We start from the raw sequence: 15,960 nt of genomic DNA, 5'->3' as shown, positions 1-15,960 counted from the left end.
GACGCACGGCAGCCAGGCATGGCAGATGTCCTCACTCAGGGTCCGCGCCCTGGTTCGACGTGACCGGCGACGAGAGTCTCCTGGCTTCCGGATCCGCAGCTTCCCCGGCCTTCCGGTCCGCGGTGGCGGACCGTGACCTCCATGAGAGGGCTGCTCCCCGGTGACAGTGGCGGGACCGCGCCGGATTCGCACCGGCTTCCTCTCCTGTCGCCGTAAATGGCTCCGGCAGTCCACCACGCTCCGCGAACGCCCGTCAACCTGCCGTTGACCTGCGAGGCTTCAGTGTGCGCAGACGCACACCGGGCCGGACACACAGGTGTGTGTCCGGCCCGGTGCGACCACGTGCGGTGGTCAGGCGACGATCAGATGGATCCCGTACGCCACGGCCGCCACGCACAGTGCGAAGCAGGCGTACGCGCCGGAGCGCGTCATCACGGAGGAGCCGCCCTGCGCCGTCGGCGCCTTGGCGAGACCGATGATGCCGAGGGTGAAGAGGCCGACCAGTGCGACGGTGACCACGAGGCTGACGCCGAAGACGGAAGCGAGAGCTGCCCAGTCGATGTTCATTCGGATCTGTCCTTACACCGTGGCCGGTCGGGCCGGGTCGGCCGGGGTTCCGGCCGTCGGGGCCGGGGCCGGGATGGTGGTCTTGAGGTCCGGGACGCCGGAGCCGACGGGCGGCGGGCTGACGGCCGCGATGGCGGTGGTGACGACACCCGCGGGCTCGGCGTCGGTCGCGTTGACGTTGGTGTGGTCGACCGGCTTGCGGCGCGACAGCATCCAGATGGCTCCGGAGCCCGCCACGAGGAGCACGGCGACCACGCCGACGCCCCAGGGGCCCTGCTTGGTGAGGAACTCCGCGCCCGCGCCGACCAGACCGGCGGCCGGCAGGGTCAGGCCCCAGGCGACGAACATCCGGGTGGCGGTGGACCAGCGGACCACGCCGCCCTTGCGTCCGAGGCCCGCGCCCATCACGGCGCCGGAGCAGGACTGGGTGGTGGAGAGCGAGAAGCCGAGGTGCGAGGAGGCCAGGATGACCGTGGCCGCACTGGTCTGGGCGGCGAAGCCCTGCGGCGGCCTGAGGTCGGTGAGACCGCTGCCCATGGTGCGGATGATGCGCCAGCCGCCGAGGTAGGTGCCCATCGCGATGGCGATACCGGCGGAGGCGATGACCCAGACCGGCGGGTTGGAGCCGGGGGCCAGGACGCCGCCGGTGACCAGGGCCAGGGTGATGATGCCCATCGTCTTCTGCGCGTCGTTGGTGCCGTGGGCGAGGGAGACGAGACCGGCCGAGGCGATCTGGCCGGCCCGGTAGCCCTTGGCGGTCGACTTCAGCTGGGCCTCGTCGGTGATCTTCCGGTTGAGGCGGTACGTCAGTTTCGTGGCCAGCAGCGCGGCCAGACCGGCGACGAGAGGGGCTGCGACGGCGGGCAGCAGGACCTTGGTGACGACGGTGCCGCCGTTGATCGAGGACCAGCCGGCCGACATCACCGCGGCGCCGATGAGGCCGCCGAAGAGTGCGTGGGACGAGCTGGAGGGCAGGCCCACCAGCCAGGTCAGCAGATTCCACAGGATGGCGCCGACGAGCGCCGCGAATATGACCTCGGTTCTGAGGCCGTTCTCATTGATGATCCCGCCGGAGATCGTCTTGGCGACCTCCACCGACAGGAACGCGCCGACGAGGTTGAGAACGGCGGACATGGCCACCGCTGTCTTGGGCTTGAGAGCGCCGGTCGAGATGGTGGTCGCCATCGCGTTGGCGGTGTCGTGGAAACCGTTCGTGAAATCGAACACGAGAGCTGTCACGACCACAATCGCAAGCAGCAGCGTGATGTGTTCCATTTACCCAGGCAATCGTTCGACGTCAGTGGCTGTAGGAACGTAAGCAACCTGAGTGAACGGAAGATGAACTAGGCAGGGCGTTGTGGTGACCCCAAGCGCGTGTGGGCATTCCGCTTGTGTGCGCGAGGAGTTGCCCGGACCCGTTGCGGCACTGCGGGTGCCGGCCTCCCGGCCGGCCCGGCGTGCCTGCCGGCTGCCGGATTTGCCCCATTGGGGAGACTTCGGTCACGTTGCCGGGACAGCCCAGGCGGAACGACCCGGCCGGCCTAGGATCTCCGCATGAGCGACCAGGATCGGGACGTGATCGCACAGGCATGGGCAGGCGTCGTCGCGACGGCCCGCAGGACGGCCGCGGAGGGGCTGGTCGTCGGCACCTCGGGCAACGTGTCGGCACGGGTCGGCGGGACCGTCCTGGTCACCCCCACCGGGGTGCCCTACGACCGGCTGGGACCCGACGACGCCGTCGGCGTCGACCTCGAAGGGCGCCAGGTGCTCGGCGAGCTGACCCCGACCAGCGAACTCCCCCTCCACCTGGCCGTCTACGGCAGCACCCGCGCCGCGGCCGTTGTCCACACCCACGCCGTGCACGCCACCGCCGTCTCCACACTCGTCACCGAGGTGCCGCTGGTGCACTACGCCGCCGCGATGCTCGGAGGACCGGTCCGCACCGCCCCCTACGCCCGCTACGGGACGCCCGAACTCGCGAGCCACATGCTCGCCGCCCTGCGCGACCGCACCGGCTGCCTCCTGCGGAACCACGGGACCGTCACCTACGGGGACACCCTCGAAGAGGCCTACGACCGCACCGCCCAGCTCGAATGGATGTGCAGGCTCTGGCTCACCGCGAGCTCCGTGCCGGACCACAGTCCGGCACTGCTCACCCGGGCCCAGCTGCGCGACGTCCAGGACGCCCTGGAGGACTACGGCCAGCCCGGCTGACGGCGGGCCCGGCACCGGACGGCCCCGCCCCGCTGGCCGTCCGGACCGCGGGCCGGGACACTGAAGCCGTGCGCCCGGCAACAGCGACGGCAGCAGCCGTCACCACGATCCTCGGCGTCGGAGCGGCAGCGGTCGCGGCCGGCCGGTACGCCAGCGACGCCGCCCTCGGCGCCCCGTCGCCCCGCCCCTTCCCCGGAGACCGCAGACTCACCGTGCACGCGACGGCGGCCGGGCAGATCACCCTGACCCGTTCCTTCGCCGCCCTGCGCCCCGGCACGTACGGACTGACCGGCCGCGGCGTCCACGCCGTCGTCGGCCCGCTGACCGTACAGACGCCGGACGGCTCCGCCGACACCGTCGTACGGAGACTGGAACGCGTCAACCGCGGCAGCCTCGTACAGGGCGCCAGGGTCCGCATGACTCCGGAGATCCACACCGGCGACCCGCTCGGCGCCCTCGGCCTGGCCTACAAGGAGGTCGAGATCCCCGGCGAGCTGGGCTTCCTGCCCGCCTGGTTCGTGCCAGGTGCCCGCGACACCTGGGTGATCACCGTGCACGGCCTGGGCACCAGCAGGGAACACCCGCTGAACGTCATGGGCTTCCTGCACGAGCAGCAGCTCCCCGTGCTCGACCTCGCCTACCGCGGGGACGCCGGCGCCCCTCGCCCCCCGGACGGCCTCGGCCACCTCGGCGAGTCCGAATGGCGCGACCTCGACGCGGCCATCCGTTACGCCGTGCGCTACGGAGCCGAGAACGTCATCGTCCACGGCTGGTCCTCCGGCGCCTCGATGGCCCTGCACGCCGCCGTCAACTCCGCCCTCCGGGACCGCATCAGGGGCCTCGTCCTCGACTCCCCGGTCCTGGACTGGGAAGCCACACTCCGTGCCCTGGCCTCCGCACACGGCGTCCCCTCCGCGCTGCTGCCCCTCGCCGTCCGGGCCGCCCAGGGCCGGACGGGGCTGCACGGCGCGCCGCTCCTGGACACCTCGCTGCCGACGGCCCTGCACACCCCGACCCTGATCCTCCACGGCCCCGACGACACCCTGGCCCCCTGGCAGCCGTCCCGGGAACTCGCCGAGCTCCGCCCCGACCTGGTCACACTGCACTCCGTACCGCAGGCTCCGCATGCGGCGATGTGGAATGCCGATCCGGCCGGCTACGAAGAGGCCCTCAGACGCTTCCTCACGCCCCTGATGTGAGGTGATGGGATGGATCGGCCCGGTTGGTGACCGGGCCGGGAACCCTCACGGGCCCCCTCGATCCGGCTTCCGTTTGGGCTTTCGGGCCGTCAGAGGCAAGACTGCTCCTCGTGACGTCCCGTACCCCGCGCGACTCCAGGCTGCGACTTGTCCGCCCGCGACCCCTTGCCACCGCCCGCAAGGCCGTGACCACCCGGCGCACCAGGCCGGCCCCCCGCCCACCCGAGGGCACACCGCCCCCGGCGGAACTGGCCCGCCAGGCCAGGGTCGTGCTGGCCGACGCCGTACGGATCGCCCACTGGGCCGCCGACGGCGCGAGCCCGGGTGCCGCCCCGCTCGCCACCCAGGCCCTCGAACGGGCCGCGGCGGCGCTGGAGGCGTCCCCGGCCCAGGTGCAGGCCGGCTGGGACCGCGCCAGGCTCGCCGGACTCATCGAACTCCACGGCGACACCGCGCGCCCCGGCTGGCGGCTGCGCGCCTGGGACCGCGACGACTCCGCCGTGCTCCGTGGCTGGGTGGCGCTCTTCGACGCCTGGTCGCTCGTCCACGCGGCGCCCGAGGGCATCGAGGCCGCAGCGGTCGCCGAAGCCGTCGAGGCCGTACCCCAGGTGCTGTCCCTCCTGCAGCTCTCGGCGGGACCCGTCACCGTGCCCGCCCTCCTCGACCTCCTCGGCCAGCGCGTCGCGGAACTCCACGAGGAGCGCTGCGAGGTGCCGTACGGGCCGGAGCAGCGGACCGAGCCCGGCTCCGGGCCGGTCGCCGGGCAGCCCGCGGACCTGAACGCGCTGCTGCTCGACTGGGCCCTGGAAGGCCTCGCGGCCGTCGGTGCCCTCACCCTCGGTGCCGGACAGGCCACCCTCACTCCTCTCGGCAACTGGGCGGTCTGGGTCAAGCTGGAGCAGATCTGCGTCGCCGCCCAGAGCCCGGCCGGCAACATCGAACAGGCCGCGGCCGACATGCTGCTCGGCTGCGCACGGCTCACCCCGGGCCCCGCCCGTGCCGAATACCGCGCATGGCTCGCCGCCAGGACCGTCGGCAGCGCCGTGGCCGAACTGCTCGCCGTCGCCCGCGGCGAGGACGCCCTCCTGCGCGGCCTCGCCTTCGAGGCGCTACGCGTCGTCGGCGCCCCCGCCGAACCCGTGGTGCGCTCCGTCGCCACCGAGCCGCAGCTGCGCCCGTACGCCCTGCTCTGGCTCGCCGAGTACGAGGGTGCCGACCCGGACGACGCCCAGGACGTCCTCAGCCGTGAGGAAGCCACCTGGCTCTGGGTCGACACCGCGGCGGCCGTGGCCGATCACGGTGAGACGGGGCTGCTGGTCCGCCACCTCGACTCCGCCGTCCAGGGCACCGTCCCCGCGCTGCTCGACGAGGTCAGGGCCATCGGCCACCCGCGCACCGTGCAGGTGCTGGTCGCTCTCGCCGCCGCCCACCCGGACCCGGCCCTCGCCAAGGCCGTGCGCCGCGCGGCCTTCCAGGTGCACACCGGCGGCGTGTAGCCGCCGGACGCGGCACTCCGGGGGACGCGGTCAGCCCGCGTCCCCCGGGGAGTACGCCCCGAAGCTCCAGACGTTGCCCTCCGCGTCACGGGCCATGTAGTCGCGCGAGCCGTAGTCCTGGTCGGTGGGCGGCATCAGGATCTCCACCCCGTGCTCGACCGCCCGCGCGTGGTGGGCGTCCACGTCGTCCACGACCACGTAGACCCCCGAGGGCCCCGCGCCCGCCATCGCCTTGGCGAACACGCCCTCGCCCCCCTTGGAACCCAGCATCACCCTGCCGCTGCCGCAGGACAGCTCGGCATGGAGCACGCTGCCGTCGTCGCCCTCGTACACCGCCTCCTCGGTGAACCCCAGAGCCCGGGTCAGCACCCCGATCGCGGCCTTGGCGTCGTCGTACAGGAGCGTCGGAAAGACCGTCGGTGCACCACCTGCGCCGGCCATCGCGCACACCCTCTTCCTGTGTCGTCCGTGGATTCGTGGTGATCTGCGTCTCAGTGTTCCACCGGGCACCGGCAACGCGCGCCCGTACGGGCCCCGGATCAGCGGAACGTGTCGCATCGGCCCGGGCAGCCCGCCCGCACTGCACGGACGAGCCGTGCGTCCGGGACTCCGGATTCACGCTCCCCGGAACTTCTCCCGGACCCGGCCGTCGCCGACCGCCGCGGCGGCTTCCAGGCCGTCCCGGATGTCCGCCTCCGTGAGCTCGGTGACCAGTGGCAGGCCCGACTCGGCCGGAGTGGCCGTCGCGTGGCCGGCCCGGACCCCGGCGTAGCAGTCCGCCTGCAACTCCACCTTCACGGAACCGCTGTCGGCACCCTGCCGCCCGTCCTGCGCCCTGCCCAGGGTGCCCAGCTGGTTCTTGTACGTGGTGGCCGTACTCGCGCGCCACCACGTACGCCTCGGCGAACGGGCCGCCTCCGGCCCCGGCCCGGCCGCCGAGGTGGCCGAGCCGCACGCGGTGCCGACCCGGTCGCCGAACAGCACCGTCCGGGCTCCCGCGTACGTCTCGCCGCTCCGCTCGGACTCCTGGCGCCAGTAGTCCTGCACGCCGTTGACCACCGCCACGGTCCGGCAGTCGTCCTCGGTGTTCGCGTCCTCGCCCGCCAGACAGCTCTGCTGGACCTGCGCGGCCGACGACGAGGTCGGCGTGGCCCCCGGATCGCCCCGGAGAGCCCCGGCCGCTCCGGGCCCACACCGAGGAACAGCCCCAGGACCAGTGCGACGATTCCGGCGCCCATGGTCGCCCTGCCGCCGGGGATACGGCTGCCGCGCACGTCCGGGACCCCGGACGTGTCCAGGCAGGCGTCGTCGAACCGTCTGGGGCGCACCACCCACTGCTCCGGCCGTGGCACGGCAACCTCCGCCGCAACTCCTGCGCCGAATATCGATCAGTTCGATGCGGTATGCCTTTCATGTGACATGCCGCGGTGGCGCGGTCACGGACCGGAGCACGCGGAAAAGCAGGTGGACACCGCCAGTAGAATGAGCCCCATGGCAATTCTCCTTGTGCATTAGACGGCGTCGAGTCGTGACCCGTAAGTCCCTCCGCCGTCCATACCGCCCTGGAGTTTTTCCGTGATCACCGCTTCCGGCATCGAGCTGCGCGCCGGCGCCCGCATCCTCATCGAGTCCGCCTCCTTCCGTATCGCCAAGGGCGACCGCATCGGTCTCGTCGGCCGCAACGGCGCCGGCAAGACCACCCTCACCAAGTGCCTCGCGGGTGAGGGGACCCCGGCCGGAGGCACCATCACCCGCAGCGGCGAGGTCGGCTACCTCCCGCAGGACCCGCGCACCGGTGACCTCGACGTCCTGGCCCGTGACCGCATCCTCTCCGCCCGCGGCCTCGACGAGATCCTGCGCAAGATGCGGGAGAACGAGGAGCGGATGGCGAACGGCAAGGGAGCCACCCGCGAGAAGGCCATGAAGCGCTACGAGCGCCTGGAGACGGAGTTCCTCACCAAGGGCGGATACGCCGCCGAGGCCGAGGCCGCCACCATCGCCGCCGCGCTGAGCCTGCCCGACCGGGTGCTCGGCCAGCCGCTGCACACGCTCTCCGGTGGTCAGCGCCGTCGTGTCGAGCTCGCGCGCATCCTGTTCTCGGACGCCGACACCCTGCTCCTCGACGAGCCCACCAACCACCTGGACGCCGACTCCATCGTCTGGCTGCGCGACTACCTCAAGAGCTACCGCGGGGGCTTCGTCGTGATCTCCCACGACGTCGAGCTCGTCGAGACCGTGGTCAACAAGGTGTTCTACCTCGACGCCAACCGGGCCCAGATCGACATCTACAACATGGGCTGGAAGCTCTACCAGCAGCAGCGCGAGGCCGACGAGAAGCGCCGCAAGCGCGAGCGCCAGAACGCGGAGAAGAAGGCCGCGACCCTCAACGCCCAGGCCGACAAGATGCGCGCCAAGGCGACCAAGACCGTCGCCGCCCAGAACATGGCCAAGCGCGCGGACCGGCTGCTCTCGGGCCTGGAGGCCGTCCGGGTCTCGGACAAGGTCGCCAAGCTGCGCTTCCCGGACCCCTCCCCGTGCGGCAAGACCCCGCTCATGGCGGAGGGCCTGTCCAAGTCCTACGGTTCGCTCGAAATCTTCACCGACGTGGACCTGGCCATCGACAAGGGCTCCCGGGTCGTCATCCTCGGCCTCAACGGCGCGGGCAAGACGACCCTGCTGCGTCTCCTCGGCGGTGCCGAGAAGGCCGACACCGGCGAGATCATCCAGGGCCACGGCCTCAAGCTCGGCTACTACGCGCAGGAGCACGAGACGCTCGACCCGGAGCGCACGGTCCTGGAGAACATGCGCTCCGCGGCGCCCGACCTCGACCTCGTCGCGGTCCGCAAGACGCTCGGTTCGTTCCTGTTCTCCGGTGACGACGTCGACAAGCCGGCCGGAGTGCTCTCCGGCGGTGAGAAGACCAGGCTCGCCCTGGCGACCCTGGTCGTGTCGTCCGCCAACGTGCTCCTGCTGGACGAGCCGACGAACAACCTGGACCCGGCCAGCCGCGAGGAGATCCTCGGGGCCCTGCGCACGTACAAGGGTGCAGTCGTCCTCGTCACCCACGACGAGGGTGCGGTCGAGGCGCTCCAGCCGGAGCGGATCATCCTGCTGCCCGACGGGGTCGAGGACCTCTGGGGTGCCGACTACCGGGACCTGGTCTCCCTCGCCTGATCCCCGCCGGGGGCCTCCCGCGCCTCCCGGCGCCCGGTGATCCACCGCGTATGGATCATTCGGCCCATCCGTGATCCATCATCTGGGTGAGCGGGTCTCGTACCCCGGCGCGGCGCCCGGCAGCTAGCTGCCGGGCGCACGCGTCCGGGGCCCTCATCCCCGTACGGCCCTGACCTGGCGGTTTTTCCGAGAGGCCGTCCCGGATGCCCCCGAGAGCCCACGGAATTTCATATTCCGGTTGCGTCGGGCCGCTCCGGGGCGCCGAAACCGGTCGTACGGACCTTGCCGAATGGGTGGCCAGGAAGCCGGGTAGGGGTGATCATGAGAGTCCAGAGCGCACTTCCTTGAGGAGGCACGGGTGGCCGAGACTCTGAAGAAGGGCAGCCGGGTAACCGGCGCCGCGCGCGACAAGCTCGCGGCAGACCTGAAGAAGAAGTACGACTCCGGTGCGAGCATCCGGGCGCTGGCCGAGGAAACCGGCCGCTCCTACGGGTTCGTCCACCGGATGCTCAGCGAGTCCGGAGTCACGCTGCGGGGACGCGGCGGAGCGACTCGAGGCAAGAAGGCCGCTGCGGCCTGACGGCGGGCAGCGGTCCGGGACGGGTGTACGTCCGCCCCCGGGGCTCACCGGAACACCGGGTGGCCACCCGGCCGACCACGAGGTCGTCCGGGTGGTTACTGTTCAGTTCAGCTACTTGCCAGTAAGTGCTGGCTGCACCCGATCCGGAGGCGTCCCATGACCTCGCTCGACTCTGTGCTCGACAAGGACGGCGTACGGCTCACCGTCGAAGACGCGGTTGCCACGGTGACACTCACCAACCCGGCCAAGCGCAACGCTCAGTCTCCCGCTCTGTGGCGGGCGTTGGCGGAGGCCGGACGGGCACTGCCCGGCAACGTGCGGGTCGTCGTGCTGCGCGGCGAGGGCAAGTCCTTCTCCGCGGGCCTCGACCGGCAGGCGTTCACCCCCGAGGGGTTCGACGGTGAGCCGTCCTTCCTCGACATGGCGCGCGGCCCCGAGCCGGAGCTCGACGCGACCATCGCCGAGTACCAGGAGGCGTTCACCTGGTGGCGCCGCAACGACATCGTGTCGATCGCAGCCGTCCAGGGGCACGCGATCGGGGCCGGCTTCCAGCTCGCCCTCGCCTGCGATCTGCGGATCGCCGCCGAGGACGTGCAGTTCGCCATGCGTGAGACCAGCCTCGGGCTCGTCCCCGACCTCACGGGCACCCACCCCCTGGTGAGCCTCGTCGGCTACGCCCGTGCGCTGGAGATCTGCGCCACCGGCCGCTTCGTGCACGCCGAGGAGGCCGAGCGCACCGGCCTCGCCAACCTCGTCGTCCCCGCCGACCAGCTCGACGGGGCGGCCCGCGACCTGGCCGCGGCCCTGCTCGCCGCCCCGCGCGACGCGGTCGTCGAGACCAAGGCGCTGCTCAGCGGCGCCGCCTCCCGTACGTACGAGGAGCAGCGCACCGCCGAACGCGCGGCGCAGGGCCGCAGGCTGCGCGACCTCGCCGGCGTCACGGACTGACCGGCGGGACACCCTGCCCCTCACGCGGGGGCAGGGTCAGCCCCGGTCCACGACGGCCGTGACCAGGACGGCCACCGTCGGGCCGCCGTCCACCGCCCCGGTCACCGCCTCGCGCACGGCCTGCGCCACATCGAGTGCCCGGTGGTCCCCGGCCGTGGCCAGCTCCACCCGGACGTGCCCGGCGCCGGACTGCACCGAGTTGCCCAGGACCCGCGTCAGTGAGACGACCCCGGGCACCCCGGCGGCCGTCGTCCCGGCGACGCCGTCCGGCCGGGCCTCACGCACCTCGGCCGGGGACCGTCCGACACGCCCGGGCTCCTCGTCGAGCAGTGCAGTCACCCGGAGATCGACCTCGTCGACCACCAGTCCGAGGCGCTCGGCCGCCGCCGTCAGCAGCGCGGACCGCAGCGCGTCCGCGATGGCGGGCAGGGGCCGCCGGGCCGTCGCGGAGAACCCCGCCTCGATCCGCAGCGGACCCGGCGGCAGAGCGCTGGGCGGGCCGGGCACCACCGGTTCCGGGGCGCCGTCCGCGTCGGCCGGGGCGATCCTGAGCGTCCCCAGCACCGCGCCCGAGCCCACCGCGGCGTTCCGCAGCACCTCTGCCGCCGCCCGTTCAGCGATCCAGGAGCCGTCCGCGGCCCCACCCAAAGGGAGCAATCGGCCGAGGCCGAGCCGCTCGCGTACCGCGGCGGTCCATCCGTCGGCCCGGTCCGGGCTGTCAGCCGTTGTCATCACCCCAGCCTGCCGCATCCACGGCGCGGGACGGGGCAAGCGCACCTACTGTGGGCACCGGAAGTCCAGCAGTCCGTCCAGCAGTCCAACCCTGCCCACGAAGGGAAGAGCGGCGATGAGCGAGACCCCGGAGCGGAATCGGCCCGACAATGCGAGCAGTGCGTCAGGCGCAGAGGAGGGCAGGAAGAGCCCGCTCACCAAGCGTGGCGGGGGAGCCCCCGCCACCCGCGGCCGCACCACCATCGCCGACGGCGTGGTCGAGAAGATCGCCGGAATGGCGGCGCGCGACGTCGTCGGCGTCCACGCGATGGGCAGTGGCTTCGCCCGCACCTTCGGCGCGGTACGCGATCGTGTCCCCGGCGGCGGCAAGTCCGTGACCCGCGGTGTCAAGGCGGAGGTCGGTGAATCGCAGACCGCCCTCGACCTGGAGATCGTCGTCGACTACGGCGTGTCGATCAGCGACGTGGCCCGCGACGTGCGCGAGAACGTTGTCGCGGCGGTCGAGCGGATGACCGGCCTCGAAGTCGTCGAGGTCAACATCGCGGTCAGCGACGTCAAGCTGCCCGACGAGGACGACGACGAGTCGGAGCCCGAGCCGCGTCTCCAGTAGACCTCCCACCCGAGGCAGTTGAGGAGCACACGATGAGCATGGCTGTGGTCGGCCTGATGGCCGGCATGGCGCTCGGTTTCGCCGGATACTTCGGCGGCTTCGGGGCCTTTCTGCTGGTGGCCGCGCTGGGCGCGGTCGGCTTCGTGGCCGGCCGCTTCCTGGACGGGGACCTGGAACCCGGCGACTTCTTCCGGAGTCGCGAGCGCGGCGACCGGCGCAGGTGACGGCGGTGACGGGGCGGGTCGCCGCCGCGGAGCGTGGGGAGACCCGGATCGCCGACCGGGTCGTCGCGAAGATCGCCGCGCAGGCGGCGAAGGAGGCGGTCGCCGAGCCGCCCGAGGCGGGTGCCGCACCGCGCGCCACGGTCACCGTGCACCGGGACACCGCCCGGGTCAGGGTCAGCGTGGAGCTCGGCTACCCCTGCGACATCGGCCGTCAGTGCCGGGCGGTGCGTCGGCGTGTCGCCGAACGGGTAGAAGCACTGGCGGGGATGGAGGTGCCCGAAGTGGCGGTTCAGGTCGAGCGGTTGCACCCCACAGGAGCCGGCACCGCACCGGAGGGGAGCATCCGATGAGCGAGCCCCACGACCAGCCGGACAGCACGCGGCGCCTGCCCACGGTCGAGTCCGTGCCGGCCGGCGGCGTACGCACGATGGACCAGTCCGCGTCGGGCTCGTCCTACGAACCCGTTCCCGTGCCCGACCGCCCCGGCGGCCGGGCGGGCCGCTTCTGGTCCCAGCGCCGGATCCCCGCCGCCCTGGTGGCCCTGGTGGTCCTCGGCGGCGCCGGACTCCTCCTCTACGACGTCGCGGCCGTCCGGGCCGACCACCCGGCCATGCGGTGGCGGCGCTCACTGGCCGACGACCTGGCGAGCCGTCACCTCGACGACGTCTGGGTGCTCGCGGGCTCCGCCGCGGCGGCGGCCCTCGGCCTCTGGCTCCTCTTCCTTTCCCTCACCCCCGGACTGCGGGCGCTGCTGCCGATGCGCCGCGACCACGCCGGTGTCCGGGCCGGACTCGACCGGAACGCCGCCGCCCTGGTCCTGCGCGACCGGGCCGTGGAGGTGTCCGGCGTGCAGTCCGTACGGGTGAGGATGGGCCGCCGCAAGGCGACCGTGCGGGCCGTCTCGCACTTCCGTGAACTCGACGACGTCCGGGCGGACCTGGACACCGTGCTGGGCACCGGTCTCGAAGAGCTGGGACTGGCGAAGCCGCCCGGCCTGTCCGTGCACGTCCGCCGTCCGGCGAAGAAGGGGTGAGCCGCGTGATGGGAACCGTCAACCGGGTACTGCTCGGTCTGGCAGGGCTGATCCTCCTCGTCGTCGGCGGTGCCGTCCTCGCGACCGGGCTCGGCCTCTCCGTACCCTCCTGGTGGCCGTTCGACGGCAAGGACGACGTGCTGCTCAGCCGGTCCGACCGGTACCGGTGGCGGGACGAGGGCTGGTGGTGGCCCACCGTCATCGCGGTCCTGGCCGTCCTGGTCGTCCTCGCCCTGTGGTGGCTCCTCGCCCAGCTGCGCCGCGCGCGCCTCGCCGAGGTGCTGATCGACAGTGGTGACGGCGAAGGCGCGCTGCTGCGGGGCAGGGCCCTGGAGAGCGTGCTCGGGAGCGAGGCCGCGAACCTGGACGGGGTGTCCGGGGCCAAGGTCAGACTGACCGGCCGGCGTACCGCTCCGCAGGCCCGGATCCGGCTGCTGATCGAGCCGCACGCCGCCCCGGAACAGGCACTGCGGGGTCTCACCGACGAGGCGCTGGCCCATGCGCGGACCTCGGCGGGCCTGGACGAACTGCCCGCCGAGGTCAGGCTCAGGGCGGTCAAGCACCGTGCGGAGCGGGTGAGCTGACGACCCGCCCGCGCGGGAGCCGGCTCAGAAGCCGTGCCGGGCGCCGCCGTCGACCGGCACCATGATGCCCGTCAGATAGGAGGCGGCGGGGGAGAGCAGGAAGGCCGAGGTCTTCCCGAACTCCTCCGGCGTGCCGTAGCGGCGCAGCGGGATGCGGGCCTCGCTGGCCGTACGGAACGCCTCCGCGTCCCCGGAGAGCGCGTCGAGCTCGCGCACCCGGTCCGTGTCGATGCGGGACGGCAGGACGCCGACCACCCGGATACCGCGCGGTCCCAGCTCGTCGGCGAGGGACTTGGCGAAGCCGGCGAGGCCGGGGCGCAGTCCGTTGGAGACGGTGAGTCCGGCGATCGGCTCATACACCGAACCGGACAGCACGAAGCCGATGACACCGCCGTCGCCCAGGGCGGCGGCCGCCGTACGGGCCAGACGCACGGCGCCGAGGAAGACCGACTCGAAGGCGGACCGCCACTGCTCGTCCGTGTTGTCGGCCACGAAACCGGGGGCGGGGCCACCCACGCTGATGAGGATGCCGTCCAGCCTGCCGAAGCGTTCCTTCGCGGTGTCCACCAGACGCTGTGCGGCCGCCGGGTCCGCGTTGTCGGCGACGAGACCGACCGCGTCCGGGCCCAGTTCGGCGGCCGCGGCCGTGACTCCCTTCTCGTCCCGGCCGGAAATGATCACCTTTGCGCCGTCCGCTGCCAGTGCGCGCGCGGTGGCGTTGCCCAGGCCACGGCTCGCTCCGGTGACGACGTACACGCGGTCCTTCAGTCCAAGATCCATGGCCCTATCCTGCCGCGTCCTCCCCTGCGAGGTCGACCGCGCTGTTCACCAGCCCGATGTGGCTGAACGCCTGCGGATAGTTGCCGAGCTGGCGCCGGGTCACCGTGTCGTACTCCTCGGCCAGCAGCCCCACGTCGTTGCGCAGCTCCAGCAGCCGCTCGAAGAGCTCCTCGGCCTCCTCCTCACGGCCCGTCCGACGCAGTGCGTCGACCAGCCAGAACGAGCAGGCGATGAACGCCCCCTCGTCGCCGGGCAGACCGTCCACGGACGCGCCCTCGGTGCTGTAGCGGCGGATCAGCCCGTCGCGGGCGAGCCCGCTGCGTACCGCGTCGACGGTGCCGACGACCCTCGGGTCGTCCGGGGGCAGGAAGCCGGTCCGCACGATGAGCAGCGTCGAGGCGTCCAGTTCCTGGGACCCGTAGTACTGGGTGAAGGTGTTGCGCACGGGGTCGTAGCCCTTCTCGCAGACCTCCGCGTGCACGGCGTCGCGCATCGCCCGCCAGCGGTCTGCGTCGCCGGGCAGCTCAGGGTCCTCCTCCAGGCTGCGCACCGCACGGTCGGCCGCGACCCAGGCCATGATCTTGGAGTGGACGAAGTGGCGGCGCTGCCCGCGGATCTCCCACAGGCCCTCGTCCGGCTCGCGCCAGGTGGACTCCAGGAAGCCGAGCAGGCTGAGCTGCAGATTCCAGGCGTGCGGCTTGTTGCCGAGACCCGCCTCGCGGGCCACCCTGAGCGAGTCCATGACCTCGCCGTACACGTCGAGCTGCCGCTGGCGCACCGCCGCGTTGCCCGTGCGGACCGGCCGGGACTGCTCGTAGCCGCTCAGCCACGGCAGCTCCGTCTCGGGGAGTCTGCGCTCGCCCGCGAGTCCGTACATGATCTGCAGGTCCGCCGGGTCGCCCGCGACGGCCCGCAGCAGCCAGTCCCGCCAGGCCGCCGCCTCCTCCAGGTAGCCGGCCGAGATCATGGCGCCGAGCGTGAGGGTGGAGTCCCGCAGCCAGCAGTAGCGGTAGTCCCAGTTCCGTACGCCCCCGATCTCCTCCGGCAGCGACGTCGTCAGGGCCGCGACGATGCCGCCGGTGGGCGCGTACGTGAGCGCCTTCAGGGTGATCAGGGAACGGAGCACCGCTTCCCGGTGCCTGCCCGTGTACGTGCACTTCGCCGACCACTGGGCCCAGTCGTCCAGCGTGTGTCCGAGCGCCTTGTACGGGTCGATCAGCTTCGGGCGCGGGGAGTGCGAGGGATGCCAGGTCAGGACGAACGCGACCTTCTCGCCCTCGGCGACCGTGAAGGAGGAGCAGGTGCTGAACTGCTGGCCCCACGTCTTGACCGGCGGTTCGCTGCGCAGCCAGACCGAGTCGGGGCCCGCGACGGCCACCCGGTGGCCGTGGGAGCGGCGCATCCACGGCACCACGGAGCCGAAGTCGAAGCGCAGCCGCAGGACGGAGCTCATGTCGACGCTGCCGCTGACGCCCTCGATGATCCGCATGATGTCGGGCGCCTTGTCGCGCTGCGGCATGAAGTCGATGACCTTGACCGTCCCGGTCCGGGTCTCCCAGAAGGTCTCCAGGACCAGGGAGCCGTCCACATAGGCGCGCCGGGTGCAGGTGTCCGTGCTGTTCGTACCCCGGGGGGCGATACGCCAGTGGCCGTTGTTCTCGTCGCCGAGCAGCGCGGCGAAGCAGGCGCCCGAGTCGAAGCGGGGCAGGCACAGCCAGTCGACAGAACCGTTCCTGCCGACCAGTGCGGCGGTCTGCAGGTCACCGATGAGGGCGTAGTCCTCGATGCGTGGGGTCACGCTCTGGCGTCTTCCCGAACC

General features: G+C 72.3%; 17 protein-coding genes, 1 pseudogene and 1 riboswitch. Of the genes and pseudogenes, 11 read left to right on the top strand and 7 right to left on the bottom strand.

The genetic code is table 11. The annotated features are described in order from the left end of the window. Positions 1-73: 73 nt before the first annotated feature. Positions 74-203, bottom strand: a riboswitch (cobalamin riboswitch). A 148-nt stretch (positions 204-351) separates the two neighbouring features. After that, complete coding sequence (locus tag OG524_RS08310; protein ID WP_405391591.1) at positions 352-567, bottom strand: hypothetical protein; 216 nt, start codon at positions 565-567, stop codon at positions 352-354. A 12-nt stretch (positions 568-579) separates the two neighbouring features. Continuing rightward, a complete protein-coding gene (locus OG524_RS08305) occupies positions 580-1,842 on the bottom strand; it encodes an anion permease (RefSeq protein ID WP_405391592.1) in 1,263 nt (420 codons plus the stop codon). A gap of 279 nt (positions 1,843-2,121) precedes the next feature. On the opposite strand from OG524_RS08305, the gene OG524_RS08300 reads away from it, so the two are divergent. The 3 genes from OG524_RS08300 (at position 2,122) to OG524_RS08290 (ending at position 5,476) form a co-directional block, all read left to right on the top strand. Next, a complete protein-coding gene (locus OG524_RS08300; protein WP_405391593.1) occupies positions 2,122-2,781 on the top strand; it encodes a class II aldolase/adducin family protein in 660 nt (219 codons plus the stop codon). A 68-nt stretch (positions 2,782-2,849) separates the two neighbouring features. After that, positions 2,850-3,980, top strand: a complete 1,131-nt coding sequence (locus tag OG524_RS08295) for an alpha/beta hydrolase (protein ID WP_405391594.1) — start codon at positions 2,850-2,852, stop codon at positions 3,978-3,980. Between the two features lie 185 nt (positions 3,981-4,165). Beyond that, positions 4,166-5,476 (top strand): hypothetical protein, encoded by a 1,311-nt coding sequence (locus tag OG524_RS08290; protein WP_405393269.1) that lies wholly within the window; start codon positions 4,166-4,168, stop codon positions 5,474-5,476. Positions 5,477-5,506: 30 nt separating this feature from the next. Here the strand turns inward: OG524_RS08290 and OG524_RS08285 are convergent, their stop codons facing one another. Both OG524_RS08285 and OG524_RS08280 read right to left on the bottom strand, forming a co-directional pair. Continuing rightward, complete coding sequence (locus OG524_RS08285) at positions 5,507-5,917, bottom strand: VOC family protein (protein WP_405391595.1); 411 nt, start codon at positions 5,915-5,917, stop codon at positions 5,507-5,509. A 98-nt stretch (positions 5,918-6,015) separates the two neighbouring features. Continuing rightward, positions 6,016-6,804, bottom strand: a pseudogene (locus OG524_RS08280) (neutral zinc metallopeptidase). Positions 6,805-7,051: 247 nt separating this feature from the next. On the opposite strand from OG524_RS08280, the gene OG524_RS08275 reads away from it, so the two are divergent. From OG524_RS08275 to OG524_RS08265, 3 genes are all read left to right on the top strand, one after another. Then, complete coding sequence (locus OG524_RS08275) at positions 7,052-8,650, top strand: ABC-F family ATP-binding cassette domain-containing protein (protein ID WP_405809649.1); 1,599 nt, start codon at positions 7,052-7,054, stop codon at positions 8,648-8,650. Between the two features lie 358 nt (positions 8,651-9,008). Continuing rightward, on the top strand, positions 9,009-9,230 hold the full coding sequence (locus OG524_RS08270) for a helix-turn-helix domain-containing protein (protein WP_007263382.1): 222 nt from the start codon (positions 9,009-9,011) through the stop codon (positions 9,228-9,230). A 156-nt stretch (positions 9,231-9,386) separates the two neighbouring features. Then, the gene (locus OG524_RS08265; RefSeq protein ID WP_405391598.1) at positions 9,387-10,178 is read left to right on the top strand and encodes an enoyl-CoA hydratase/isomerase family protein; all 792 of its coding nucleotides are present in this window, start codon (positions 9,387-9,389) and stop codon (positions 10,176-10,178) included. 36 nt (positions 10,179-10,214) lie between these two features. Here the strand turns inward: OG524_RS08265 and OG524_RS08260 are convergent, their stop codons facing one another. Next, positions 10,215-10,910, bottom strand: coding sequence for a hypothetical protein (locus OG524_RS08260; protein ID WP_405391599.1), 696 nt, complete (start codon positions 10,908-10,910; stop codon positions 10,215-10,217). Between the two features lie 115 nt (positions 10,911-11,025). On the opposite strand from OG524_RS08260, the gene OG524_RS08255 reads away from it, so the two are divergent. From OG524_RS08255 to amaP, 5 genes are read left to right on the top strand one after another with little or no spacing between them, the layout of a single operon-like run. Next, a complete protein-coding gene (locus OG524_RS08255) occupies positions 11,026-11,520 on the top strand; it encodes an Asp23/Gls24 family envelope stress response protein (RefSeq protein ID WP_405391600.1) in 495 nt (164 codons plus the stop codon). 32 nt (positions 11,521-11,552) lie between these two features. Then, complete coding sequence (locus tag OG524_RS08250) at positions 11,553-11,744, top strand: hypothetical protein (protein ID WP_351278943.1); 192 nt, start codon at positions 11,553-11,555, stop codon at positions 11,742-11,744. Beyond that, positions 11,741-12,094, top strand: a complete 354-nt coding sequence (locus OG524_RS08245; protein WP_405391601.1) for a hypothetical protein — start codon at positions 11,741-11,743, stop codon at positions 12,092-12,094. The genes OG524_RS08250 and OG524_RS08245 overlap by 4 nt, the downstream gene beginning before the upstream one ends. Next, positions 12,091-12,777, top strand: a complete 687-nt coding sequence (locus OG524_RS08240) for a DUF6286 domain-containing protein (RefSeq protein WP_405809646.1) — start codon at positions 12,091-12,093, stop codon at positions 12,775-12,777. Before OG524_RS08245 ends, OG524_RS08240 begins: the two co-directional genes overlap by 4 nt. A 5-nt stretch (positions 12,778-12,782) precedes the next feature. After that, complete coding sequence (amaP, locus tag OG524_RS08235; protein ID WP_405391603.1) at positions 12,783-13,361, top strand: alkaline shock response membrane anchor protein AmaP; 579 nt, start codon at positions 12,783-12,785, stop codon at positions 13,359-13,361. Between the two features lie 24 nt (positions 13,362-13,385). On the opposite strand, the gene OG524_RS08230 is transcribed toward amaP, so the two are convergent. Together OG524_RS08230 and OG524_RS08225 are read right to left on the bottom strand one after the other, a co-directional pair. Next, a complete protein-coding gene (locus OG524_RS08230; RefSeq protein ID WP_405391604.1) occupies positions 13,386-14,141 on the bottom strand; it encodes an SDR family oxidoreductase in 756 nt (251 codons plus the stop codon). Positions 14,142-14,145: 4 nt separating this feature from the next. Then, complete coding sequence (locus OG524_RS08225; protein ID WP_405809644.1) at positions 14,146-15,939, bottom strand: glycoside hydrolase family 15 protein; 1,794 nt, start codon at positions 15,937-15,939, stop codon at positions 14,146-14,148. Positions 15,940-15,960 lie beyond the last annotated feature (21 nt).

The organism is Streptomyces sp. NBC_01520 (assembly GCF_045040375.1).
Taxonomy (GTDB): Bacteria; Actinomycetota; Actinomycetes; order Streptomycetales; family Streptomycetaceae; genus Streptomyces.
Note: the sequence above shows the minus strand (reverse complement) of the source record. Positions and strands in the feature narration are given on the sequence as shown.

Excerpts from the sequence above, each read along its gene's own strand:
- OG524_RS08310 (WP_405391591.1), bottom strand. The coding sequence starts at position 567 with ATGAACATCGACTGGGCAGCTCTCGCTTCCGTCTTCGGCGTCAGCCTC.
- OG524_RS08305 (WP_405391592.1), bottom strand. The coding sequence starts at position 1,842 with ATGGAACACATCACGCTGCTGCTTGCGATTGTGGTCGTGACAGCTCTC.
- OG524_RS08300 (WP_405391593.1), top strand. The coding sequence starts at position 2,122 with ATGAGCGACCAGGATCGGGACGTGATCGCACAGGCATGGGCAGGCGTC.
- OG524_RS08285 (WP_405391595.1), bottom strand. The coding sequence starts at position 5,917 with ATGGCCGGCGCAGGTGGTGCACCGACGGTCTTTCCGACGCTCCTGTAC.
- OG524_RS08265 (WP_405391598.1), top strand. The coding sequence starts at position 9,387 with ATGACCTCGCTCGACTCTGTGCTCGACAAGGACGGCGTACGGCTCACC.
- OG524_RS08260 (WP_405391599.1), bottom strand. The coding sequence starts at position 10,910 with ATGACAACGGCTGACAGCCCGGACCGGGCCGACGGATGGACCGCCGCG.
- OG524_RS08255 (WP_405391600.1), top strand. The coding sequence starts at position 11,026 with ATGAGCGAGACCCCGGAGCGGAATCGGCCCGACAATGCGAGCAGTGCG.
- OG524_RS08250 (WP_351278943.1), top strand. The coding sequence starts at position 11,553 with ATGAGCATGGCTGTGGTCGGCCTGATGGCCGGCATGGCGCTCGGTTTC.
- OG524_RS08240 (WP_405809646.1), top strand. The coding sequence starts at position 12,091 with ATGAGCGAGCCCCACGACCAGCCGGACAGCACGCGGCGCCTGCCCACG.
- OG524_RS08230 (WP_405391604.1), bottom strand. The coding sequence starts at position 14,141 with ATGGATCTTGGACTGAAGGACCGCGTGTACGTCGTCACCGGAGCGAGC.